The following is a 24,249-nucleotide window of genomic DNA, read 5'->3' as shown; positions in this document are numbered from 1 at the left end:
CAATCATTACGCGTCTCGAAATGACGCATCCCTATCGCTCCGTTTATGTGAACAGCCCTTAAAGGATCCACTCGATGGCACTTTCCCAAGAAGAGATTTTCGAAAAAGTACAAGAAGCCTTGATCGACGCTTTGGGTGTCGATGATGACGAAGTGACTCGTGAAGCGACCTTGGTCGGCGACCTCGGTGCCGAGTCGATCGACTTTCTCGATATCGTGTTCAAGCTTGAAAAAGCATTCGACATCACGATCCCTCGTGAAGAACTTTCGCCCGAAGACGTTCTGACCAACTCGGAATACGTCAACGATGGCGTGGTCACCGCCGAAGGCATGGCCGAACTGAAGCGACGTATGCCTTGGGCCGATCTGTCGGAATTCGAAAAGAACCCACGCGTTCAAGACTTCGGTAACCTGTTGACCGTTGGCGATTTGTGCAACTACGTCGAAACCAAAGTCGGAGCGTAGTTGTCGATGCGTTGGTTTTGGATCGATCGTTTTACTGAGTTTGTAAGCGGCAGCCACACCCGCGGCATTAAAAATGTGTCGCTCGATGAGGAAGCCGTGGACGAATACTGTCCCGGCTACCCCGTGCTGCCCCCGACCCTCGTGATCGAAGGCATGGCGCAGCTCGGCGGCATCTTGGTTTCCGAGTACTATGGCTTTGAAAAGCGATGTGTTCTAGCCAAAGTCGGCAAGGCGATCTTCCATCATCCGGCTCGAACCGGAGACCAATTGCAATACCACGTCAAAGTGGAATCGCTGCAGGACACCGGCGCGACCGTGACCGGCGTTAGCCACATTGGCGAGACGCTGCATGCCGAGATCGATTTGATGTTTGCGTTCTTGGACCAAGATCGCTTTACCTCGGGTCCGCTTTTCGGACCAGGCGACTTAGAATCGATGCTGCGATTGATGAATTTTTTCCATGTCGCGGTCCGGCCCGACGGGACTCCGGTTCCCATCTACAAGAACCTCTAAGTCCTTAGCCTGTCTTATTTTTTACTGTTTGATTTTTCCTTTTTCACTCATCTCACCCAAGGTTTCCCCATGCGTCGCCGAGTCGTCGTCACTGGTATCGGAATGATTAACCCGATGGGCCATGACGCTGCGACCGTATGGTCGGGGCTGAAAGAAGGCAAAAGCGGCGTTGCCAAAACAACGCTGTTTGATGCCAGCGGCTTTCCCACAAAAATCAGTGCGGAAGTCAAAAATTGGGACGTCTCGAAAGTAGGCGAATCGATCGAGCAGTGGGAAAACCGCGGTCGACACACCCGTTTTGCCATCGGTGCGGCCAAGCAAGCGATGCAGGACAGCGGCGTGATGGATTCAATCACCGATCCGGTTCGCTTCGGTGTCTATATGGGCAGCGGCGAAGGCAACCAGGACTTTCAAACGTTCAGCCGGATGATGTCCGCTGCGTTGGCCAACGGCACCTATGACGCAGCCAAGTTTGTCGGCAAAGGCCTCGAGTTGCTCGATCCTGCCAAAGAACTCGAGCAAGAACCGAACATGCCTGCGGCGCACTTGGCCACGATGTTCAATGCTCAAGGCCCGAACCTGAACTGCTTGACCGCTTGTGCCGCCAGCAGTCAAGCCGTTGGCGAAGCGACCGAAATCATCCGCCGAGGCGATGCCGACGTGATGCTCGCTGGTGGAACCCACAGCATGATTCATCCGCTGGGGGTGACCGGATTCAACCTGTTGACCGCACTGAGCGAAAGCAACGACGAACCGACCAAGGCAAGCCGTCCGTTTGATCGTCTGCGAAACGGATTCGTGCTGGGCGAAGGTTCCGCCATGGTCGTGCTCGAAGAACTCGAATCCGCCAAACGCCGCGGCGCCACGATCTATGGCGAAGTCGCCGGTTACGGAACCACCGCGGATGCGTACCGAATCACCGATATCCCACCGGATGGCCATGGCGGGATCGCGGCGATGCGAATGGCGATCGCCGACGCCGGGCTGACCCCCGATGACATCGGCTACGTCAACGCGCACGGAACCAGCACCACGGTGAACGACAAAGTTGAAACCAAAGCGTGCAAAGAAGTGTTCGGCGAAAACGCCATCAACACTCCGGTTAGCAGCACCAAGAGCATGATGGGACACCTGATTGCCGCCGCGGGTGTGACCGAAATGATCGTCTGTTTGATGGCGATTCGCGATGGCGTGTTGCCACCGACGATCAACCAAGAGAACCCCGATCCCGATTGCGATCTGGATTACGTTCCCAATGTCGCTCGCGAAGCCGACATCCGTTACGCTTTAAATAACAGCTTTGGTTTCGGCGGACAAAACGTCACGCTGTGTCTGAGCCGATTCGACGGTTAGAGCTGCGTCCAGGGTAGGACTTGGGGTAACGAAACTCGCCAAAAGTTTCGTTCACGCCCGAATCGTCGAAAGTTTTGACCACTTTCGCTACGACCTTATTCCCCACAGCGAGCATCCAACCATGAACGCGTTCACCGATTCGGAATTGGCGGCTTTTCTGGACGAGGCGTTACCGGCAAACCGCAGCTCGGAACTCGAGCAAGCACTACGCAGCGACGCTTCGCTACGCAAGCGGTTGACGGAAATCCAGGGCCGCGATGCAGCCGGGCTGCATACGATCGCGGGAATTTGGCGACGCGAACGATTGTCGTGCCCCTCCCGCTCGGAACTTGGCCAATATATCCTCGGCACGCTGGATGCCGAGCCAAGTGATTACATTCGCTTTCATCTCGAGGACGTGGGTTGTCGGTACTGCCAAGCCAATTTATTGGATTTGCAGGAAGCGGCCCAAGATCAGGTTCAACCGGTCGTCCGCCGCAGTCGCTTCTTTCAAACCAGTGCCGGCTACCTGCGAAAAGAATAGCGAGGGCACTACTCCTCGCAATTACCTTCCCAAGCATCCGCGGGTTGCCGGCACGGAAAACGTCAGCGGGATTACGCCGCATGATGCATCATTTGCTCGAGTCGATCGAGCGTGCTGACCATTTGGTTCCACTGGTTCATCACCTCGAGCGTCGACATCACCATTGCATCGGCGCGATCAAACCCTCGTTCGCTGATCGTGATCCGTTTGGTCAACATGATCACAGTGCCCGTTTCCGTGCTCTCTCGATCCGACTTCGAGTACGAAAGTTCGTCATCGACGGGTAACACTTGCTGCATCGCTTCGTGAACTGCCCAAATCGCAGCCTTGCGGCTCGATTCTGCTTGGACGACGGTTCGCAAATTTCCTGATTGAACGTAAAACTTAGCCATGATCAAACTCCGCGTGATGGGATGTGATTTTGTGTTGTTTTTGAAGAACAGCCGCTTTCGGCTACTTACTTCATCGCATCCGCAGTGACACGTTAGGTCAAAACGCAATAAAATGTTCAAAAATGTGGGCTAGGCCTCCCGCCTGTCGAATCACCATTTTCCAAGAGCAACTCCATGTCCAACGCAACGACCGGCGACTCGTTTGATGTCATCATTATCGGTGCGGGGCTGGCCGGACTCTCTTGCGCGGTCAAACTTGCCGAGGCTGGTCGCAACGTCACAGTACTGGAGGCCAGCGATCGTGCCGGAGGCCGAGTTCGCACGGACCACATCGACGGCTTCACGCTGGACCATGGGTTCCAGGTGTTGCTGACCGCCTATCCTGCTTGCCGCGAACTGTTGGACTACAAACAACTGGAATTATGCCATTTCTCACCCGGCGCGATGATTCGACAAGATGGCGAATTCGCACTGCTGAGCGATCCATGGCGTCGCCCTTTGGATATCGCCGCCACCGCGAAGAACACCGTCGGATCGCTAGCCGACAAATGCCGCATCTCAAAACTTCGTAGCACCAGCCACGCGGGCTCGCTCGAGGACGTTTACACCCGAGCGCAGACAACGACGGTCCAGCGACTTCGAGATGAGGGATTTTCAGAACGGATCATCGAACAATTCTTTCGCCCCTTTCTCGGCGGAGTGTACTTGGACGAATCGCTCGAAATGCCCAGCCGGATGCTCGAGTTCGTCTTTCGCATGTTCAGCCAAGGGCATGTGTCGGTGCCGGCGGGCGGGATGGCCGAGATCCCACGACAACTGACCGACCGATTGCCACGCGGTACGTTGCAACTGAGAACCCCTGTCGCCGGACTGCAGAGTGATTCCACCGAACCGACCGTCGAATTGACCGATGGACGTACGCTGCGGGCCAAACAGGTTGTGGTCGCTACCGAGAGTAGCGCCGCAGCAAGTCTGCTCGGTGACGAATCGTTGGATACCGAGTGGTCGGGAACCACCACCGTTTACTACGCCGCAAACGAAGCACCGCTGAAACGCCGACGCTTGCTGCTGCGAGGTGACGAGTCGGGTCCAATCCAAACCGCCGCGGTCATGTCCAATGTGGCGCCGCGTTACGCACCGAGTGACCAGCACCTGATCTCGGTTAGCACCGAGCTAAGCCAAGACATCGATCCCGATTCGCTGGACCAATCGCTACGTCCGCAATTGATCCATTGGTTTGGTGAACAGGCCGGTGAATGGCGACGATTACAGATCTATCACGTACCATTTGGGCTGCCGAAAGTAACGCTTGATCCTGTGACCCAGCCCGTGACGACGGATCGTGAAGGCGTGTTTGTGTGTGGCGATCATCGCGAAACGCCCAGCATCCAAGGGGCAATGAATAGCGGTCTGCGAGTCGCCCAGGCGATTCTACGCTAGCGTGTTGCGCTAAGCCGACAAGCAATGCGGGATAGGCTTCCAGTCTGTCAATCGTAAAAAGTCGCCTTTCGCTCCAGGCGATGTGGGATAGGCTCCTAGCCTGTCAATCGAACAAAGTCGCCTTTCGCTCCGCAAAATGACGCTCAGCAAACAGCCTTTATCTGAAGACGAAAGGCTGCATGTTTGGGATCCTAATGACAGGCAGGATGCCTATCCCACATTTCGGCGTTGCTACAATATGGGATGGACGATCGCGAAGCGGTTCGCGGTGTTCCTTTCTCGTGATCGTGTGGAGCCCGATGGTCATGTCCGAATCGTCATTGACGCAATTTGATTGGAAATGTCAGCCCCAGGCGGCCACGCTGATCAATCAGTGGACCGAAGATTTTGTTCGCGAGAATTACTTTGTTGCCAATTTGCGGACACAGATGTTAGCGGTAACCGGGACGCGGCTGAGCGATTGGCTTGATCACTTTTCGCTGCCGTTTTCAGCGGAACTCGAATCGCAGCTTTCTCAGTCGGGTTTTCAGTGCCGCGAGGAATCGGGAGATCCAGTTTGGCAGCACCCCGATGGACTGTTTCCTGATGTCGTCTTGCGAGATATCCCCAGGCGGCGAATGACCCTCCGAGTTGAATCGGTAACCGATTTTTTGGTCGCTCATCGCATCACGACTCCGATTCAAGGAATGCCCGGATCAGCACTCCGGCTTGCTTGCGTTTCGGAAACCGAGTCGACGGAACTTTGGGTCATCGAGCGACATGGAAACGTCGGTTTCAAACCAAGTGAATCGGCTTGGACTCATCTGCCGGTCATCCTGCAACATCAAGAGGCGTTCTTACTGCGAAAGCGAAACTTTGCCTCGGACGAAGAGGGATTTGATCATGCAAGTGCCTTGGTCGCTGCGGCGAAAGAGGACTTGGGCCAAGATCGCACTTGCGACTTGTTCTTTGCGGCCGAACGCCGGTATTGGGAAAGTCGCAATCGGGCAGCTCGCGTTCAAAAGTCACGCCAAGACGAACTCGGACTCGGCTGGGCCAACCACGACCACCACACCTACCGCAGCAGCCGCAAACACTTCACACGCTTAATCGCATTGCTGGAACAACTCGGATTCCAGTGTCGCGAACGGTTTTACGGCGGTGCCGAAGCGGGCTGGGGGGCTCAGGTGTTAGAGCAGCCCGCAACCGGAGTGGTCATTTTTGCTGATGTCGATTTGACCGCCGAAGAAGTCTCGGGGGACTTTGCTCACGAACCGCTGTCGCATCGAGATCAGCTTGGCACCGTCGGACTGTGGTGCAAACTGCATGGCGAAGCGATCTTGCAGGCCGGCATGCATCACTTGGAATGCCAATTCGATTTTGATGCCGCTCGGACTCAATTGGCCGAGCGAGGCATTCAAACGATGGCTCCGTTTACCGACTTCGATTTCCTAAAACAGGCCTTTACGCAGGGAGAGATTTGGCCGGTCGCAGAGGGCCGAATCGAACAAGCGGTCGAGGAAGGGGTGATCACGACCGAGCAAGCCGAGCGGTTCCGCAAATCGGGCAGCATCGGTTCGCATTTGGAAATCCTGCAGCGTGATGATGGCTACAAAGGATTCAACCAAACCGGAATCAACGAAATCATCCGAAAAACCGACCCTCGTTACGCCCGCTAATGCAGCGTTTATCTAGCGCATCCAGTAGTGGACGAGGCAAGGAGTTCCGTTTTTTATTTATGGCGATGGACTCGGTTGTCGAAGATTCTCGATTCTGTGTTATTGACCTCAGCCCTTCATGCGTTATTTCGCTTAGAATATCGCTGAGAATTTAGCGAGTCGCCCACACATCCCGCGACTGGCATGCATGCCCCCTTCCTGCTCTGCACCCCCCGGACCTGACGCGATGATCCTGGACACTGTCTCGACAACGATTCGATCCCTGTTGATGCTTGCCGCAGCTAGTCTGTTGGCTCAAACGATGGCGACGGCCGATGATTGGCCGCAATGGATGGGGCCGACTCGCGATGGCAACTACAACGAAACCGGCGTGGTCGATTCGATCCCCGCTGGCGGACTTCCCATCAAATGGCGTGTCCCGGTCGAAGGCGGCTATGCAGGTCCTGCCGTAGTCGGCAACCGCATCTATGTGATGGATTACAAACGCACCAAGGGAACGCTGGTCGAAGAACCCGACGCAAGACCGGAACTCGAAGGGACCGAGCGACTGCAGTGCCTTGATGCCAACACCGGAAAGTCGATCTGGACCTACGAATATCCACGCAGCTACCGAATCAGCTACCCCGCGGGCCCACGTGCAACCCCGACGGTCGTCGATGGAGTCGTCGCGATCTTGGGAGCACAGGGCGACTTGGCGGTTTTGGATGCAGAGAGCGGTAAGCTCAAATGGCATATCAATTTGCCTGAAAAGTTCGCGGCCCCCGTACCCACGTGGGGCTTCGCTGCACATCCCCTTGTTACGGACGACATGGTCGTCACGATGGTCGGCGGTGAGGGCCAAGCCGTTGTCGCGTTTGAGCGAAACACCGGAAAAGTGAAATGGAAAGCGCTGTCGAGCACCGATGCAGGTTATTGTCCGGCATCGTTGATCCAAGCCGGCGGCACGACTCAATTGATTGCATGGCATCCCCATGCGGTTGCGTCACTGAATCCGAAAACGGGTGAAACCTACTGGACCGTACCCTTGGTGCCCGATTACGGCATGTCGATCAGCCAACCTCAACGCAGTGGCGATTACTTGTTTGCCAGCGGAATCAAAGACAAATCGCTGATGCTGAAACTCGACGCTGATAAACCTGGCGTGACGGAACTTTGGGCCGGGGAACCCAAAATGTCGCTGAGTGTTTCCACGATGACGCCCCTGATCCACGATGGGTTGATGTTTGGGACCGATGAAACGCTCGGGGCGTTGGTTGCAGCTAAGGTCGAAGATGGCGAGCGAGTTTGGCAAACCTACGAACCGGTTCGTCCGGGCCAAAAACGACGCTTGCCCGCCGGCACCACCTTCGTCACGCGGCATACGCCAAGTGGTCACTATTTTTTGTTTGGCGAAGAGGGCCATTTGTCGATCGCGGACATGGACGCAGACGGATACCATTCGCGAGGCCAAATGAAGGTGATCGAGCCAACCCAAACCGCGTTTGGACGCAAAGTGGTTTGGAGCCACCCGGCATACGCCAACCAAACCGCCTACGTGCGTAACGACAAAGAATTGGTCGCCATCGACTTGGCGAAACCTTGATACGGGAACTCACGCTTCTCCGTCATGGAGCTTGCCAAAGATCCCGCGCATAAAGGATCTTTAGCAAGATCCGCTACGACCATTCCCCCAATTGGAATCCATTGAATGAGATGTCTGCGTCGTGCTGCCTTGGCTGCTTTGATCCTCGCCACCTCTTCGTTTGCCACGTCACATTCCGTGACCGCAGCCGATTACTTTTTGACCATTGGTGGCGGCTACTCGCCCTCGGGGAACCAAGCGTCACTCGAACGCAACGTGCTGTTTTTCCAGCGATTGCTGAAAGAGTGTGGACTCGATGAAAACGAAAACGACATCTACTTTTCCGATGGCGAAAATCCAGACGACGACCTGCAAGTGATCGATCGAACGTCGATCCCCAAGGCCAATCAATTGATGGCCGAATTTTTTGGCAGCCAACGCGACCTCGGGCTGTCCTATCGCAACCACCAAATCGATAACGTCCGCGGCTCGACGTCGCCGAAAAACATCCAAGCTTGGTTTGATGATGTCGGTTCGACGATGCACAAGGGCGACCGGTTGTTGCTGTACGTCACCGCCCACGGCAGCGAAAGCCAAACTCGCAGCCAACCCTACAACACATCAATCTCGCTCTGGAATCACACAAAGATCACGGTCAGCGAGCTGTCCAAAATGTTGGACCAACTGCCCGAAGGGGTCAGTGTGGTGACGATCATGGTGCAGTGTCAAGCCGGCGGTTTTGCTCGGCTGGTGTACAACGAAGGGGATCCTGACAAAGGACGTTCGTCACAGAAACGAAGCGGTTTTTTTGCGACCGTCCACGATCGCCCGGCCGCCGGTTGCACCCCGGATATCGATGAAGCCTCGTATGTCGAATACAGCACCTATTTCTGGGAAGCGATCGCGGGACGTACGCGGTTGAACCAACCGATCGAACCGCCTGACTATGACAACGATGGACGCGTGTCGTTCGAAGAAGCTCATGCTTACACCATTCTGAAAAGCGACACGATCGATTTGCCGATCAAAACCTCAGGAGAATTCCTGGGCGAAGAAAGTGGCTTTCAAGACGACCAACATCCCGACTTGCTTCCGCGGGATCTGGATTACAGCGAGCTACTAAAGTTTGCCACGCCGTCGGACCGTGCGGTGCTCGAGGGTTTGTCGGCGCAACTGGAACTCGACGGCGAAAACCGCTTGGAGGCTGCGGAACGCAAAAAGAACGAACGTCGCCCTCGCGGACGCGGCCGGTCGCGAGTGACGACGACCGACAACAGCGCTTCGCTGCGTCGCAAAATTGCCAACGACCTGCGTGGTAAATGGCCGGGGCTGGCTAACCCTCTAAACCCGATCGGGATTGAATTGATGACCGATCGCAGCGACGATTTCATCCATGCAATTGAATCGCATCCCGACTATGCCAAGTATCGCGAGCTTGCCGATGCAAATCAAAGCAGCTTGAACGATCGCGAGAAATTGGTGAAATACGAACGCTTCATTCGCACCGCCGAAGATGTGATCCTGCGAGAAAATCTAACTCGGCTGGGCGACGCCAACACGATCGCGGCGTTCGAAGCGATCATCCAAGGTGAATCCGGATCACTTGAACGCTAAGCGCACGATTTGAAACGCCGAGCGTGCAGCTTCGCCGAGCGTCAACTTGCTTTGCCCTTGTTGTCGCTCGGTAAACGTGATCGGCACTTCGGTCATCACCGCACCACGGCGATCCAACAGCACAAGCAGCTCTTCGAGCAACGCGTAACCTCGACAATTCCAATCGCCAAGATTCAATTGACGAAGCGATTCAACCCGGTAGCACCGCATCGAACCGCTGCAATCTTTGACCGGCAAACGCAAACAGAGCGTCGCAAACGCGTTGACCATCCGGCTCATGATCCGCCGACGCAGTGGCCAACCGACGATCGTCCCTCCTGCGACGTAGCGTGACCCGACGACGACATCGGTTTCGGGGTTCGCAATCGCGCGGTCAAGCAGCGTTGGCAACTGGGCGGGATCATGGCTGAGATCGCCATCGAGATTCAAAAAATAATCGTACGAGTGTTCGATGGCATCGGACATCGCACAGCGAATCGCACTGCCGAGCCCCCGTTCATGCTTGCGAACGGTAACGCGCACCTGCGGATCGGCATCCGCCAATTCGGACGCAATCGTGGCGGTGCCGTCAGGCGAATTGTCGTCGACGATCAACAAATCCGCTTCGGGCAGCGACGCCCGCAACTGCTCGATCATCGCCCGAATATTGGCCGCTTCGTTGTACGTGCACACCCCGACCATCACGCGGCAGCGAGGATCCACAGCAGGCTTCGGTGAAGGGTTAGCAGCTTGGGACAACGGCAATGGCAGGGGGCAAAAAGGGACGAATCAGGCAAACAAACATCCCTCGAATCAATGCTTGGGGACCGGTCAGCCGCGAAATTTCCAACACAGATTGTAGCGCTGCTGGTGCAATTTGCGACCCTGCTAGGCTGCGGATTCTGAAATTCCGATCGGAGTAATCCAGGCTGGCAATGCGTCCGATGCGGCTGCGATTCCCACCACAAACGCGGTCTCCGCTAGCCGGTCATCGGTCACCGGACGGGCGATCGCGGCAGTCCAGGCCAAATGAAGATGACGCCCCTCGTGATTGCCACGCGAAAGCACCCGGTTGATCCGGTTCGCCTGGAACGCAAACAGACGGTTGGACGTCGCTTGCCAAAGGCCACCGATCGGACGCAGGACGTCAAATCGCACGTGACGCACTCCTGCGTCAACCAAAGCCGTGCCAAGCGAGTCATAGAACGCCGCTTGCAATCCAAAACACTCAGGCAGGATCAAAGCCGGTGTCCGCTGGTCCTGCTGACGAATCTGAATCATCCACTGAGCGATTTGAGAGAGCGACATGGCAGCACCTGTTTAAACTTCGCCGCCGGTTCGCATCCGCTGCAGCATGCTGTGAAAGTCGACCGAAACTTCGCTCTCGTTGCGATCCAAGTACGTCGATTTGGACGAACGAGAAAGATCGACGTCCTCTTCGATGACCAACAAATCGCTGTCGTCACAAACGGTCAATCGCAGCGAGCCTTCCGAAAGATCCTTGCGGATATAGTTTTCAGGCTCACACGAATCGTCTTCACCCGCGTTGTCATCGCGGTTCAGCTGCAGCGTCGCAGGCGACTCGCCGACTTCGTCTGCGACCAATTCCAACTCAGCCTCTTCGTCGTGTTGCGATTCCGTCCACTGTGGGTCGGAAGCTTCATGCAGTGCCAGGTAGTTTGCACTGGACGCCATGTCGGCGATGCCAATGATCTCTTGATGCAACATCGATTCGAGGTCATCGCAACGATTGTCCGAGCAGAACGAATCGCCCGCATGAGATCCCAGGGCATCGCTTTCGACCGCGTCTTCCTGTTCACGCTGAATCTCGATCGATTCCGATGCGATCGACTGCGACCCGACCGGTTGAGTTGCCGGCGGCTGGTTCACGATCGGAGCGACGGTGTTCGCGGTGCCTTTCAGACTGACCTCTTCTTCGTCATCAAATTCGCCAAAGATCACGCTGGGGTCTTTGACCGTGACGCGACGTTCGGCAAGGCTGTTTACTTTCGATACCGGGAACGATACGAGCGAATGGTATTGTGTCTCGCCCTTCACCTTGCTCTCGCCATCGGCAAACGTCTCGGCACTGAGCATGTTTTCTCGCATCGTCGAAGCGACCAAGTCTTGCCGATCCTCCGACACATCCGTGTCGCCAGCGACCGCATCGGTGTCTTCGCAGACAACATCGCAATCGTCTGCGTCCAATCCATCCGCTTCGTTGACGGCGCCTCGCGAAGCGATGTTCGTCAGCGGGTTCGAATCCAGTTCGTCAAGCTCACCAAATTCAACCGGAGCACCATCCTGTTTGACCGATGGCGATTCGATCATCGGGCTAGGCAATTGCTGCAGTTGAGCCCAAGCGCGATCGATGGTGTGTTCGGTGATTAACGACTCGTCAGCGGCTTCGGCAATGTCGATCGCTTCGGTCATGATTTGGTTGACCAGTCGCGGCACACCACAACATGCATGATGGACTGCGGCGAGGGCATCGTCGGTAATCGTCGACGCAGGATCCGCTCCACAGCACTGAATCGTTTCGGTAACGTAATGACGCGTTTCGTCCGCGTTCATCGGGTGCAGGTAACATCGAGCGGCGATACGCTGCGAGAACGGTTCCATCGATGGCGCGGCAAGCGTGTCATCAAGCCGGACTCCGCCCACGACGACGGCGAACACGCGAGGCTGTCCGCCGCTATGAATGTTGGTCGACATGCGGATCGCCTCGAGCACTTCGGCGCTGAGTGCTTGAGCTTCATCGACGATGATCAACAACCCATCGTTGGGTGGATCGTTGTCGCAAACACGGTCGACCAAAGCCAACTGCAGATCGGCATCGGCGATCCCGCGGTAATCGGCACCGAGATGATGCAGCAGGTGACGCAAATAAGCCGATCGCGTATCGATCGGGGTTTCACCCAAGATCACGACGTCATGAGTCTGACGATAACGATCAACCAATAGCGAACAAAGCAACGACTTGCCCGTGCCTGGAGGCCCCACGACCAACGAGACGCCCTCGCGAGCATCCACACTGCGGCAAACGCGAGTCATCGCGTCGGCAATCGAACCAAGCGGAACGTACCGTGAAACACTTGGGAATGCTGGAAACGGTGGAGTCACGTATTGTGGATCGGGGCGTTGCATGGGTCGAGAACTTCTTGTTTCGAGGGGGCGTTGAAGCGTTTGCGATTTGCTAGTACCGCAGCTTTAACAGCTTCTTTGTGACACACTACCCTCTTAGAACCAAAAATGACCGAGCAGGGCAATGCGTCTAATCAACAAGATCGGCATAACCGTTACAAATCCTAAGCCCAATCAGAAGAGAAGCCCGAGAAAAGTTGGCGGGTGGCGGGCGCCATTGCATTTTCGGCCTCGTAAATCGGCCTAGTCAAAACGCGCAGCTTCGAAGCCAACGACGGATGACCGGCTGGAAACCTATCCCACATTAGACTTTGTAATATCCGCGGTACCAATCGACGAACGCCTTGATCCCGGTTTCGATCGACGTCTTGGGTCGGAACCCGACCGCTTCTTCCAGTGCGTCGACATCGGCATAGGTTGCCGGAACGTCGCCCGGCTGCATCGGCATCATGTTCTTGACCGCCTTGATGCCAAGCGAGTCCTCGATCACTTCGATGAAATGAGCGAGTTGGACAGGTTGATTGTTTCCGATGTTGAACACGCGATACGGTGCCTTGCTGGTCGCCGGATCGGGGTTATCGCTGTCCCAGTTCGGGTTGGGCTGAGCAATCTGCTCTGACACCCGATGGACGCCTTCGACGATATCGTCGATGTAGGTAAAATCTCGCTGCATCTTGCCGTGGTTGAACACGTTGATCGGCTTGCCTTCAAGGATCGCCTTGGTGAACAAGAACAACGCCATATCGGGGCGTCCCCACGGTCCATAGACGGTAAAGAACCGCAGCCCCGTCGTTGGCAAACCATAAAGATGGCTGTAGGTGTGTGCGGTTAGCTCGTTGCCTTTTTTGGTTGCAGCGTACAGGCTCAGTGGATGGTCGACTCGGTCATGTACCGAAAACGGCATCTGCGTACACCCGCCATACACGCTACTGCTGCTGGCGTAAGTCAAGTGCGGCGTCTTGGCATGACGGCAAGCTTCGAGCACGTTCATGAACGCGACCACATTGCTTGTCACGTAGGCATGCGGATTCTCGAGCGAGTAGCGCACTCCGGCTTGTGCGGCCAAGTGCACGACGCGGCTGAAGTCATGTTTGCGAAACACGTCCATCACCGCATCGGTGTCTGCAAGGTCCGATTCGATGGGGGTGAAGTTATCGAAATCGAGCAGTTGGGCGAGCCGGTCACGCTTCAGTTGGACGTCGTAGTAATCGTTGACGATGTCCACGCCGACCACATCGACGCCCTGTTTCAAAAGTCGCAGTGCGAGATGATAGCCAATGAATCCGGCCGTACCGGTAACAAGGTAAGTGCTCATGGATGAATCGGATTCACGGATCAATTGATAGAGGGAACTTGAGGCGAGCCTACGATATAGCTCGGATGAACGAGCCCGCATAAAACGAGCCCGGATGAAGGCGAGGAAGTCGGGTCAAAACCGCCGAATAGGGTTTATCAACGGGGCTTATGAACAGGGTTCAAAAACAGGGCTCAATAGCCTCGCAAGTCGAAACGCGATTGCCAAGCGCCCCAAGCCGTTTGGCAGGAATCCTTGGCTGAAATCCTGTTGGCGGATTTGGCGTTTGGCTCGCTGGAACGCCGGAACCGTGGCGAGTGTCAAAGCGGTCAATCACTGAAGAACACCTGTCTACCCGGTTCGACAGACCCGAGGCCCAAAAAGAAGGGCCGTGCGCTACCCAGCGGATGTTGCTTAGACAGGTTCTTCGATCAGCGACACCGAATCTTGAACTCCCGGTACGATCCGAGTCACGCTGACTTTGGTCTGCCGCAGCTCTTCAATCTCGGCGGCCATTTGAGCGATCAGATCCGCGACTTCTTTGCCAGCGGATTCGCCAATGTTGATCATCAATGCTTTGCGTGAATTGTCGCTGAGTCGATTCTTTTTCATGGTTGCATTCTTTTGAAATAGAGAGTCTGAGAAGAGTTTTTAACTTTGCAGGAAAATCGAGGGTGAGAATTACTCTACCGTCACACTTTTGGCCAAATTCCGCGGTTTATCAACGTCACATCCACGCAAAAGCGCGATGTGATAAGACAACAATTGCAACGGTACAACGTTGACAATCGGTTGCAGAAACTCGGCGACTTGAGGCACCGCAATCACATCGTCGGCGACCGCTTGGACTTGCGGATCATCCTCACTTGCCAACGCGATCACGGGACCGCCGCGAGCTTTGACCTCTTCCATGTTCGACATCACTTTGTCGTACGTCGTACCGCGAGGGATGATGAACACACTCGGCGTTTCTTCGTCGACAAGGGCGATTGGACCATGCTTCATTTCTGCCGCAGGATAACCTTCGGCGTGAATGTAGCTGATTTCTTTTAACTTCAGCGCCCCTTCCAAAGCGGTGGGGAAATTGTATTGACGACCAAGATACAAAACCGTCGATGCGTTTTGATACTTCTTGGCGACATCACGCACTTGTTCGTTACACGTCAACGCTTGCTGGACCGCGTTGGGCAGTTGACGCAAACTTTCGATAATCGATTGGCCGCTTTCGAAACTGAGATGACGCAGTCGACCAAAGTACAATGCCAACATCGCCAACACACAGCACTGCGACGTGAACGCCTTGGTGCTAGCGACTCCGATCTCAGGACCGGCGTGCAGGTAAACACCGCCATCGGCCGCCTGGGCAATTGAACTGCCGACCACGTTACAAACCGCTAGCGCGCGGTGACCTTTTCGTTTGGTTTCTCGCAGTGCTGCAAGCGTATCAGCAGTCTCACCACTTTGAGTGATCCCAAACACCAAGGTGTTGTTTTCGATGGGCGGGTTTCGATAACGCAACTCGCTGGCGTATTCGACGTTGACCGGAATACGTGCGAGGTCTTCGATCAAGTATTCGCCCACCAGCGCCGAGTGCCAACTGGTTCCACAGCCGGTCAAAATAATGCGTTCGACGGTGCGCAATTGCTGCGGCGTCAAATTCAAACCGCCAAACACAGCCGTCGCGTTCTCTTCGTCCAACCGGCCTCGCATCGCGTTGCGAAGCGCCTCGGGTTGCTCATAGATTTCCTTGAGCATGTAGTGGTCAAAGCCTTCCAGCGAGGCCTCGCCCGAATCGGTTTCCAGCGGACGAATGTCAACACGGACTTTGCCTTGATCTCGGTGCAGGACCGAAAATCCTTCGGGCGTCAGCACGGCAATCTGGTGATCCGCCAAATAGACAATCCGGTCCGTGCGGCCCACCAACGGCGACGCGTCGCTAGCGACAAAGTACTCGCCTTTGCCGACGCCAATCACCAGCGGGCTGCCGAAACGGGCGGCGATCATAAAGTTAGGATGGTCGCGAAACGCGATCGCCAAACCATAGGTGCCGCGAAGCCGCGACACGGCCCACTGAACCGCACTGAGATAACGAATGTTGGGTTGGCCTGGGGTTTCCGGCGTATTCTTTAGCCCCTCGGCGACCAAATGAGCAATCACTTCGCTGTCGGTGGCCGAGGCAAACTGATACCCCTTGGCGATCAACTCGTCCTTGAGAACTTGAAAGTTCTCGATCACGCCGTTGTGAACCAACGCGACTTCGCCGTCGCCGCCCAAGTGAGGGTGAGCATTTTCGACCGTTGCCGGCCCGTGCGTCGCCCAACGCGTGTGTCCGAGACCGAGCGTGCCTGCCGGAGGCACCGTACCCAATTGCGAGGCAAGTGCATCGATCCGTCCGACCGAACGAGTCACACTAAACGTGTTGCCGCCCAAAATTGCGACACCTGCACTGTCGTAACCGCGATACTCCAGTCGACGCAAACCGTCGACTAGGAAGCTACCTGCGTTTTCGCTTCCAACGTAACCGACAATTCCACACATACGTTTGCCTATTGGCGAAGGGCAGTCCCATGGCACTCGAAAATTCGAGTGATTGAGAATGGGATAAATGGACTCGCATGCATTCCAAGTTCGCTAACAATGACACGCAAATCCTGATTTGTTTCCTGAACTTAATTTAAAAATCCGCTCCAAGTCGAGCCTAAGTTCGCAGCGGCTTCGCAAGGAAAATGGAATCAAATGGCCGAACTGAAACGCAGTCTAAAAATAGTTCGGGTGGTACGAAATGAAAAGTCAAAATGTAGCAATGAGGCGAAAGGTGCCGCTGACAACCTTTAGGCAACCACAAGGCAACTTAGCACCCCACCATGGCGAAATCAACTGCCCCCATGTTGGTGTCCAGGAAGTTGTCAGAGAGTAGGTTCCAGCCGATCGCCGCACGAACGTTTTACCGTAGCGAAACTCGTCAAGAGTTTCGGATTCGAGACGCGGGAAAGGCCTCCAGCGTGTCGCGGCGGTGACGAAACGCTGGAAGCCCATCCGACTCGATTTGCTACGCGGCCTTGCGAATCGCTGGTGCGGTCGTATCGGTAAACCGCTCCCATTTGCCATTGTCGCTGTAAAACACGATCGTTTCAGGATGACAGACACGGCGGAGCATCGCGATCGTGTTTGGATTTTGCCATTTATCGGTAGCCGCCCCGATCACCACGACGTCAACGCGGCCGATCGTGTGACACACGCGAATCAGCCCCTTGTCGATCGAATCGGGGAAAATTTGCGGGCTAACCCCTTCGCCGCGAACGCGTTGATGGAACTGCATCAGCGTCACCGGCCCGTCGCCCATCTCGAAGGCATCGATCGCGCAATATCGCAACTTGGTCTCGGGATTGGACGCCTGGACCGTCGCGACGATTGCCAAGGCGCGGGCGCCGTCATCGACCCCGACTTCCAATAGCGAGCCGATTTTTAGTGGTTTCAGCAGCTTGCAGAGCGCAGGTTCGACGCTGCGGTTTCCAAAGCCAAGGATCCCGCGCGAGGGTTTTGCCGTAGGCGATGGAACCGCCGCCGGCTTGGCGGATTCACTGGCCTGGGCCTCGCTCTGCTTCGCAGCGCTGCGGGGCGCAGCGGCGGGGGATGCCGCGACCGTTGCCGGCCGGGGCGGCTTGCTTACTGCGGCACTACGCTGTGGGGTTTCGCCCTGTTTAGGGACAGCGGAATCCGCAGCGTCGGTGTTTTCGGTAGCTCCGTGGGTTCGCCCACAGATGGAATTCCATAGTTTGCGCAGTGGCATCGGACGACAGCCTCGTGAAGGATCGAGCGTTCGCGGAGTGCAGATGTAACGACTTCTCTTATTGTGTCGGCGAAATCGACCTACGAAGTCGATCTGCGAGACAAGAAGTCCGGTTGCGCCGATGGTGGGCGAGTTTGCGTCCTAGGGTTTCTGTACTAGCAGCTATCCGCAAATCCTTTTGCTTCATCCGCCCCTTTCATCACCAAACTCCATGAAAATTTCGGATTCCAATCAAGATATCGGTGAAGGGGACGTCATCGAACGATGCGAAGAGCGGTTGGCGTTGTCAGCGAGTTTGCCCAGTGATCTGTTGCTCGAAGCGCTCAGCATCGGTTGGTCGGACGATTCTCTCGAGACGCTTTCAGCGACAAACTCGGACTTATCCTCATCACCGGAACCCGCCAGTGCGTCGCAGCCGACCGACGCTGATCCGGCCACCCCCAACTTGATCGAACAAGCGGCAGCGATCCGCAACCAATCGGGCACCGCAGACGCTGTGCTAAACGGCAGCGGCCAAACGGTCGCCGTGATTGATAGCGGCGTCGCGTGGGACCATGTCGCGTTGGGCGGCGGATTTGGTCCTGGATACCGCGTCGTCGGCGGCTGGGACTTTGCCGAAAACGACGCCAATCCTTACGACGACGGACCGGCTGGCTACCATGGGACGCATGTTGCCGGACTGCTGGCGGGCGAATCGGGCTCGTTTTCCGGAGTCGCTCCCGGTGCCGATATCGTCGCACTGCGTGTCTTTGACGACAACGGACTAGGACAACTGAGCTGGATCGAAGACTCGCTGCAGTGGGTCCACGACAATCGAAACGCATTCGAATCGCCGATCACGACCGTCAATCTGTCGGTCGGAGCAGCGCTGAATGACGAGAATCTTGCCGACGCGATGTCGATGCTCGAAGACGAATTACAACTGCTTCGCGACGACGGCATCTTGGTGTTTGCCGCGGCGGGCAACTTTTTTGGTAACTCCGTCACTGACACCAGTCTGATGTACCCGGCAGCCAGCGACGCGGTGGTCGCCGTCGGCTCGGTGAACGATCTCGGCGAACTCAGTTCGTTCTCGCAGCGAGAAGATGGTTTGCTAGCGACCAGCGGGGAATCGGTCCGCAGCTCGGTCCCTGATCACGTCTATGGTTGGGACGGAAAGGTCAACGATTTCGCCTCGCTGAACGGAACCAGCATGGCAACACCACAAGTCGCCGCGGCATCGATGCTGGTGCGTCAAGCGATGATCGACGAAGGCATCGAGCCAACGCCCGACGCCATTTTGTCGCGATTGCGAGAATCCACCGTATCCCGAATCGATTCCGTCACTGGCGCTTCGTACAACGTCATCGATTTGCAAGCGGCAATCCAGACCGCGGCAACCGACCCTGTGCCCGACCCAATCCAGCCGACCGACCCGATCCAGCCCGACGATCCAATTGAGCCCGACGCCCCAGCGGAGTTGGGCGAACAGACCGACTTCGAGATCACTCACTTTACCGGAACGAGTGACAATGAATCGTTTGTGCTCGATTTGACCGACGGCATCGAACTTCGCAGCGGCGGGAACATCTACCGTTTTGATGCAACCGATTCGCTGACCACTCCGATCGTGATTGATGTCGGTGCGGGAGCGGATTCGCTGCACATCATTGGCTCAAGCGAAGCCGAGCGATTGGTGATGTATCCGTCTAGCCACGGCGAAGCGAGCCGATTGTCGACCAACACGTTTGCGATCGAACTGCGCGGTGTCGAATCGGTGGTGTTTGATGGTGGCGGGGGATCAGATCGAGCGACGCTGTATGATTCGAGCGGCAACGACACCCTTCGAACTGGCCCCGGTAAAACCGTGTTGTCGGGAGTCGGTTTTCAATTCGAAATCAACCAGGTTTCACGAATCTATGCCCACGCCACCGCCGGTGGCGAAGACCAAGCGTTTTTAAACGATTCGGCGGGCGACGACACGCTCGCAGTGCGGCCTCAATTCACCAGCCTTCGCAGCGAAACATCGTTCCATGCCGCCTATGGTTTCGAGCGGGTGTACGCCTACGCCACCGCCGGAGGCAACGACACCGCGACGCTGTACGACTCGGACGGCGACGACACGATGAGTGTTTCGTCCAACCGATCGATCATCAGCGGGCCGGGTTACCAAGTCAGTGCTCGAGGTTTCGATTCGGTCGACGCCTACGCCAGCGGCGCGGGACACGACACGGTGAACATTTACGCCGACGACGCCAACAGCCAATGGGACCAAACGAGCGACCGTTTGCAGTGGACAGGCAGCGACGGGACGACACGGATCGCACGCGGATTCGAGCGGATGCAGGCATTCGAGCAATACGAACCGATCGCGATCACCCCGCAATCGCTGAACTTCGCCTCGATGATCCTCAGCGACGACGCGGCCGAGCGTCACCGCCGCGAGCGCCTCGCCTCGCAAGCTGTATTCGAGTGGCTGGGCTCAAAAGAGCTGCCAGACACCTTGCTGGGGGAATAGGCAGTTTTAGGCAGGGGGCCGATGAAGGGCGAAAATTCGCTGGGCGTTGACAGTTTTGTGTTTACAGTTGACAGTAATCGTAGTAATTCTGCTCCCCTTCCATCTGCTTTCTCACGCCCAAAATGTCTCAATCTCAATCGTCTACGGGAAAATCGTCCACCCCCCGGACTATGCTCGACAAAATCTGGGACGAGCACGTCGTCTATCAAAACGAAGCGGGCCCCGCGATCCTGTACGTCGATTTGCACTTGGTTCACGAGGTCACCAGCCCGCAGGCCTTTGAGGGGCTGCGTTTGGCGAATCGCCCGATCCGTCGCCCCGAGCGAACGATCGCGACCCCGGACCATAACGTCCCGACCAGCGACCGCAGTTTGCCTATCGCCGACCCGATCAGCCGCAAACAGATCGAGACGCTACGAGAAAACTGCAAAGAATTCGGCGTGACGCTGTTCGACATCGATGATGTCCGCCAAGGCATCGTGCACGTCATCGGCCCCGAAAACGGCTACACCCAACCTGGCATGACGATCGTCTGCGGCGACAGCCACACTGCGACTCACGGTGCGTTTGGTGCGTTGGCCTTCGGCATCGGCACCAGCGAGGTCGAGCATGTGTTGGCGACGCAAACGTTGCTGCAATTCAAACCCAAGACATTCGAACTTCGTGTCGACGGATCGCTCTCGCGAGGCGTCACGGCCAAGGACATGATCCTGTACTTGATCGGCCAGATCGGCACCGCAGGCGGGACCGGCTATGTGTTGGAGTTCACCGGGGATTGCGTTCGCAATCTGACCATGGAAGAACGGATGACGGTATGCAACATGTCGATCGAAGCGGGCGCCCGAGCCGGCATGATCGCTCCGGACCAAGTCACCTTCGATTACCTGCGTGGATTGCCCGAAGTCCCTAGCGACTTTGACGCCGCCGTCGCTCGCTGGAAATCATTGCCCACCGACGCCGGTGCCACCTACGATCGATCCAACGTCTACCAAGGCAAGGACATCGAACCGCAAGTGACCTGGGGAACCAACCCCGGCCAAGTGCTCAGCGTCAGTGCGTCGGTTCCCGACCCCGCTGATTTCGCTGATGCCACCGAGCAAAAATCGACCGCTCAAGCACTCGAGTACATGGGTTTGACCGCAAAGACCAAGATCCAAGATGTCTCCCTTGATCGAGTCTTCATCGGATCGTGCACCAACGCCCGAATCGAAGATTTGCGAGCGGCCGCCGAAGTGGTCAAAGGCCATCATGTTTCGGGCAACGTCAGCGCGATGGTGGTACCGGGCAGCGGCCAAGTCAAATTGCAAGCTGAAAAAGAAGGTCTCGACAAGGTCTTTAAGGAAGCGGGATTCGATTGGCGTGAAGCAGGCTGCAGCATGTGCTTGGCGATGAACCCCGACAAATTGGCACCGGGTGAACGATGTGCCAGCACCAGCAACCGCAACTTCGAAGGACGCCAAGGCAAAGGGGGGCGAACGCACTTGGTGAGCCCCGCGATGGCAGCGGCCGCCGCAATCACCGGACGCTTTACGGACATCCGCGAGTGGGACTTCAAGTCGCTATAGACTTCTGCTCACCGCCGATCGCCATCGTCACTGCAAACAGTAAAACACCTCACCCCCGCTTTTGATTTCCGACCTCACCCATGCAAAACTTCACCGTACACACCGGAAAAGCCGTTACGCTGGACCGCGCCAACGTCGATACCGACCAAATCATCCCCAAGCAGTTCCTGAAGCGGATCGAGCGAACGGGGTTTGGCCAGTTCTTATTTTTCGATTGGCGTTTTTTGGACGACGGAACGACTCCGAATCCTGAGTTTGAACTGAACAAACCGGAAGCCGCCGGAGCTTCGATTTTGTTGGCTCGCCAAAACTTTGGCAGCGGCAGCAGTCGTGAACATGCTGTGTGGGCGTTGGACGACTACGGTTTTCGCGCGGTCATCGCTCCTTCGTTTGCCGACATTTTTTTCAACAACTGCTTCAAAAACGGCTTGTTGCCGATCGCGTTGTCCGAAGCCGATGTCGACGAATTGTTCAAACGCGCCGCAGAGAATCCGAATTACGAACTGACCGTCGACTTGGAAAAGCAAACCGTGTCGGACAAGCTTGGTTTTGAGCGTAGCTTTGAAGTGGACGCCAGCCGTCGGCACAACATGCTGAACGGGCTGGACGACATCGCGTTGACACTTCAGCACGAAGACAAGATCTCGGCCTACGAAACCGCTCGTACCTGGTAGAGCATTACGACAAAAGCCCGACGCACGCGTCCCAGCTGGGTCGGCAAACTTGAAGTGCGATGCGGGTCACCTAGCTCAAGTTCGCCCCGGGACGTTCACGTCGGGCTCTCGCATCGAAAATCGATGCGAGTGATTCTGCTTTTTTTGATCTACGTTTAACGGCGAGCCGAGCTGTCCGCTTGAGCTGCGATTTGCAGGTGTCCGAACAAGGTTTGTTCACGACGCACGATGTAGAACTTTGCTTTGGGACCGCGTTGCATGTCGGGGTGTTCGAGGATCCCGGCCAAATCGGCCATGTTCGACGTTTGCCACCCGTGAATCCCTAACAACACATCCCCGGTGGTGATCCCCTGTTGATCAGCGGGTGATCCAGGGCGAACGCCTGCAATGTACAAACCGCCGCGGTACTTCGTACGCATCCGAGTGTTCAGCCGGCGAATCGTGGATTCGGCAACCGGACGCACTTGGATACCAATTCGCGACCAAGCCATTTCTTCGACTGTCGATGCGGTCGACGACGCAGGCGGTTGTTCGGTACGCATCGCCAAATCGATTTGACGTCCGCCACGCTCGACTGCAAACTCCAACTGCTCTCCGGGGCTGACGTTCAACATCGCCAAAGCAAAATCGAGTCGGTCATCCACCGGCTGAGAACCAACGCGGACCACGCGGTCACCCGGCTTCAGCCCATCCCGTGCGGCGGGGCTGCTAGCGGAGACATTGGCAACAGTCACGCCGTCGCCGTCGCGGGGTCCGCCGTTTGTTCGCAGACCTGTCAATAAACGCTTCTCGTTATGCTCGTCGATCATCTCGGTCACGATATCAACCACCTGATCCATCGGGATCGCAAACGCGATCTGCTGAGCTCCGACGCGAACGGCAACGTTGACACCGATCATCTCTCCGTCAATGTTCAACAGCGGACCACCCGAGTTTCCAGGGTTGATCCCGGCACTGATTTGAATCAGATCGTGATACTCTTGGGACTCATTCACAGGCACATCGCGATGCAACGCACTGATAATCCCTTGCGTGCTGGTGTGCACGTATCCGAATGCATTGCCGATCGCAATCACACTCTCACCGACCATCAAGTCGCTGCTGGTGCCACGTGGGATCGTCGGCAATGGACGGTCCACGTTGACTTTGATCAAAGCCAAATCGTTGCGAACTCGAGCTGCGATCAACTCGGCTGTCGTGGTTTGGCCATCATCGAGCGTCACCAAGATGTCGTCGACATCTTCGACAACATGAAAGTTGGTGATCACGTAACCGCGTGGATCAATGACCACTCCGGTTCCCATCCCGTTGACTTGACGGAACGAATCGGGACCACTGGCCCCAGCCATTCCGGCGGCTGTTGCACGCACCGTCTTTTGACCATGAATGTTCACCACCGCCGGAGCGGCGCGGCGAATCGCCAAAACCGTTGGCGTTTGACGCGTGGTTGAGACCTGAGCACGGTTGCTGGTTTTGTCCGAATCACTCGGTGTTTGAGCTGGCAGCGACAGCGTCGAAGTGGCCAGCGAAAAAGCAAAGCTGGCAAACATCAAGCGGCCGACAGCCGGACAACGTAGGGTTGTTGGTAGCATATATCCCTAGACCCGAATCTTTCGGATGCACAATCATCAGCGGACTCCACAACGCCCGCTGCCCAAACACCGGTATCACCGGTATGGCTGTTTGCATCGGAACAATCCGCTCATTCGCTTGATGCGTTTTGAAGGCGCGCCGCAAGGTTTACCAGGCTTAACATCTGGAAAGCGAAACCGGTTCTTCCCCGATCCG

Annotated in this window: 20 protein-coding genes; 11 read left to right on the top strand and 9 right to left on the bottom strand. The window is 56.3% G+C overall.

What is annotated here, in order from left to right:
• The first annotated feature begins 74 nt into the window (after positions 1-74).
• The 4 genes from ABEA92_RS15245 to ABEA92_RS15230 all read left to right on the top strand — a co-directional run bounded on the left by ABEA92_RS15245 (position 75) and on the right by ABEA92_RS15230 (position 2,853).
• Positions 75-464: an acyl carrier protein gene (locus ABEA92_RS15245; RefSeq protein ID WP_345684710.1), complete on the top strand. Its 390-nt coding sequence runs from the start codon at positions 75-77 to the stop codon at positions 462-464.
• Between the two features lie 6 nt (positions 465-470).
• A complete protein-coding gene (locus tag ABEA92_RS15240; RefSeq protein WP_345684709.1) occupies positions 471-977 on the top strand; it encodes a 3-hydroxyacyl-ACP dehydratase FabZ family protein in 507 nt (168 codons plus the stop codon).
• Between the two features lie 69 nt (positions 978-1,046).
• On the top strand, positions 1,047-2,330 hold the full coding sequence (locus ABEA92_RS15235) for a beta-ketoacyl-[acyl-carrier-protein] synthase family protein (protein ID WP_345684708.1): 1,284 nt from the start codon (positions 1,047-1,049) through the stop codon (positions 2,328-2,330).
• 121 nt (positions 2,331-2,451) lie between these two features.
• Positions 2,452-2,853, top strand: coding sequence for a hypothetical protein (locus ABEA92_RS15230; RefSeq protein ID WP_345684707.1), 402 nt, complete (start codon positions 2,452-2,454; stop codon positions 2,851-2,853).
• Between the two features lie 71 nt (positions 2,854-2,924).
• Here the strand turns inward: ABEA92_RS15230 and ABEA92_RS15225 are convergent, their stop codons facing one another.
• Positions 2,925-3,245, bottom strand: a complete 321-nt coding sequence (locus ABEA92_RS15225; protein WP_345684706.1) for a hypothetical protein — start codon at positions 3,243-3,245, stop codon at positions 2,925-2,927.
• Between the two features lie 174 nt (positions 3,246-3,419).
• Here ABEA92_RS15225 and ABEA92_RS15220 point away from each other — a divergent pair, with 174 nt between their 5' ends.
• The 4 genes from ABEA92_RS15220 (at position 3,420) to ABEA92_RS15205 (ending at position 9,518) form a co-directional block, all read left to right on the top strand.
• On the top strand, positions 3,420-4,685 hold the full coding sequence (locus ABEA92_RS15220) for an NAD(P)/FAD-dependent oxidoreductase (protein WP_345684705.1): 1,266 nt from the start codon (positions 3,420-3,422) through the stop codon (positions 4,683-4,685).
• A gap of 305 nt (positions 4,686-4,990) precedes the next feature.
• The gene (locus tag ABEA92_RS15215) at positions 4,991-6,343 is read left to right on the top strand and encodes a hypothetical protein (RefSeq protein ID WP_345684704.1); all 1,353 of its coding nucleotides are present in this window, start codon (positions 4,991-4,993) and stop codon (positions 6,341-6,343) included.
• 226 nt (positions 6,344-6,569) lie between these two features.
• On the top strand, positions 6,570-7,925 hold the full coding sequence (locus ABEA92_RS15210; RefSeq protein WP_345684703.1) for a PQQ-binding-like beta-propeller repeat protein: 1,356 nt from the start codon (positions 6,570-6,572) through the stop codon (positions 7,923-7,925).
• Positions 7,926-8,030: 105 nt separating this feature from the next.
• Entirely contained in the window at positions 8,031-9,518 is a 1,488-nt protein-coding gene (locus tag ABEA92_RS15205; RefSeq protein WP_345684702.1) for a hypothetical protein, read from the top strand.
• Here the strand turns inward: ABEA92_RS15205 and ABEA92_RS15200 are convergent.
• From ABEA92_RS15200 to ABEA92_RS15170, 7 genes are all read right to left on the bottom strand, one after another.
• Positions 9,504-10,220 (bottom strand): polyprenol monophosphomannose synthase, encoded by a 717-nt coding sequence (locus ABEA92_RS15200; RefSeq protein ID WP_345684701.1) that lies wholly within the window; start codon positions 10,218-10,220, stop codon positions 9,504-9,506. The genes ABEA92_RS15205 and ABEA92_RS15200 overlap by 15 nt on opposite strands.
• Before the next feature lie 165 nt (positions 10,221-10,385).
• A complete protein-coding gene (locus ABEA92_RS15195) occupies positions 10,386-10,805 on the bottom strand; it encodes a hypothetical protein (protein ID WP_345684700.1) in 420 nt (139 codons plus the stop codon).
• A gap of 12 nt (positions 10,806-10,817) precedes the next feature.
• Entirely contained in the window at positions 10,818-12,644 is a 1,827-nt protein-coding gene (locus ABEA92_RS15190) for an ExeA family protein (protein ID WP_345684699.1), read from the bottom strand.
• A 301-nt stretch (positions 12,645-12,945) separates the two neighbouring features.
• The gene (locus ABEA92_RS15185; RefSeq protein WP_345684698.1) at positions 12,946-13,956 is read right to left on the bottom strand and encodes an NAD-dependent epimerase; all 1,011 of its coding nucleotides are present in this window, start codon (positions 13,954-13,956) and stop codon (positions 12,946-12,948) included.
• A 393-nt stretch (positions 13,957-14,349) separates the two neighbouring features.
• Positions 14,350-14,547, bottom strand: coding sequence for a hypothetical protein (locus ABEA92_RS15180; protein ID WP_345684697.1), 198 nt, complete (start codon positions 14,545-14,547; stop codon positions 14,350-14,352).
• A 69-nt stretch (positions 14,548-14,616) separates the two neighbouring features.
• Positions 14,617-16,473: a glutamine--fructose-6-phosphate transaminase (isomerizing) gene (gene glmS / locus ABEA92_RS15175; protein WP_345684696.1), complete on the bottom strand. Its 1,857-nt coding sequence runs from the start codon at positions 16,471-16,473 to the stop codon at positions 14,617-14,619.
• 511 nt (positions 16,474-16,984) lie between these two features.
• Complete coding sequence (locus tag ABEA92_RS15170; protein WP_345684695.1) at positions 16,985-17,725, bottom strand: hypothetical protein; 741 nt, start codon at positions 17,723-17,725, stop codon at positions 16,985-16,987.
• A gap of 211 nt (positions 17,726-17,936) precedes the next feature.
• Here ABEA92_RS15170 and ABEA92_RS15165 point away from each other — a divergent pair, with 211 nt between their 5' ends.
• From ABEA92_RS15165 to leuD, 3 genes are all read left to right on the top strand, one after another.
• On the top strand, positions 17,937-20,222 hold the full coding sequence (locus ABEA92_RS15165; RefSeq protein WP_345684694.1) for a S8 family peptidase: 2,286 nt from the start codon (positions 17,937-17,939) through the stop codon (positions 20,220-20,222).
• 122 nt (positions 20,223-20,344) lie between these two features.
• Positions 20,345-21,787 carry a 3-isopropylmalate dehydratase large subunit gene (gene leuC / locus ABEA92_RS15160; protein WP_425572442.1) on the top strand — a complete coding sequence of 481 codons (1,443 nt, stop codon included), beginning with the start codon at positions 20,345-20,347 and terminating at the stop codon, positions 21,785-21,787.
• A gap of 80 nt (positions 21,788-21,867) precedes the next feature.
• Positions 21,868-22,461, top strand: a complete 594-nt coding sequence (gene leuD, locus ABEA92_RS15155) for a 3-isopropylmalate dehydratase small subunit (RefSeq protein WP_345684692.1) — start codon at positions 21,868-21,870, stop codon at positions 22,459-22,461.
• 155 nt (positions 22,462-22,616) lie between these two features.
• Here the strand turns inward: leuD and ABEA92_RS15150 are convergent, their stop codons facing one another.
• Positions 22,617-24,053, bottom strand: a complete 1,437-nt coding sequence (locus ABEA92_RS15150) for a trypsin-like peptidase domain-containing protein (protein ID WP_345684691.1) — start codon at positions 24,051-24,053, stop codon at positions 22,617-22,619.
• Positions 24,054-24,249 lie beyond the last annotated feature (196 nt).

The sequence above is a fragment of the Novipirellula caenicola genome (assembly GCF_039545035.1).
Classification (GTDB): domain Bacteria; phylum Planctomycetota; class Planctomycetia; order Pirellulales; family Pirellulaceae; genus Novipirellula; species Novipirellula caenicola.
The sequence above is the reverse complement of the archived record's forward strand: the minus strand, read 5'-3'. Positions and strand labels throughout refer to the sequence as shown.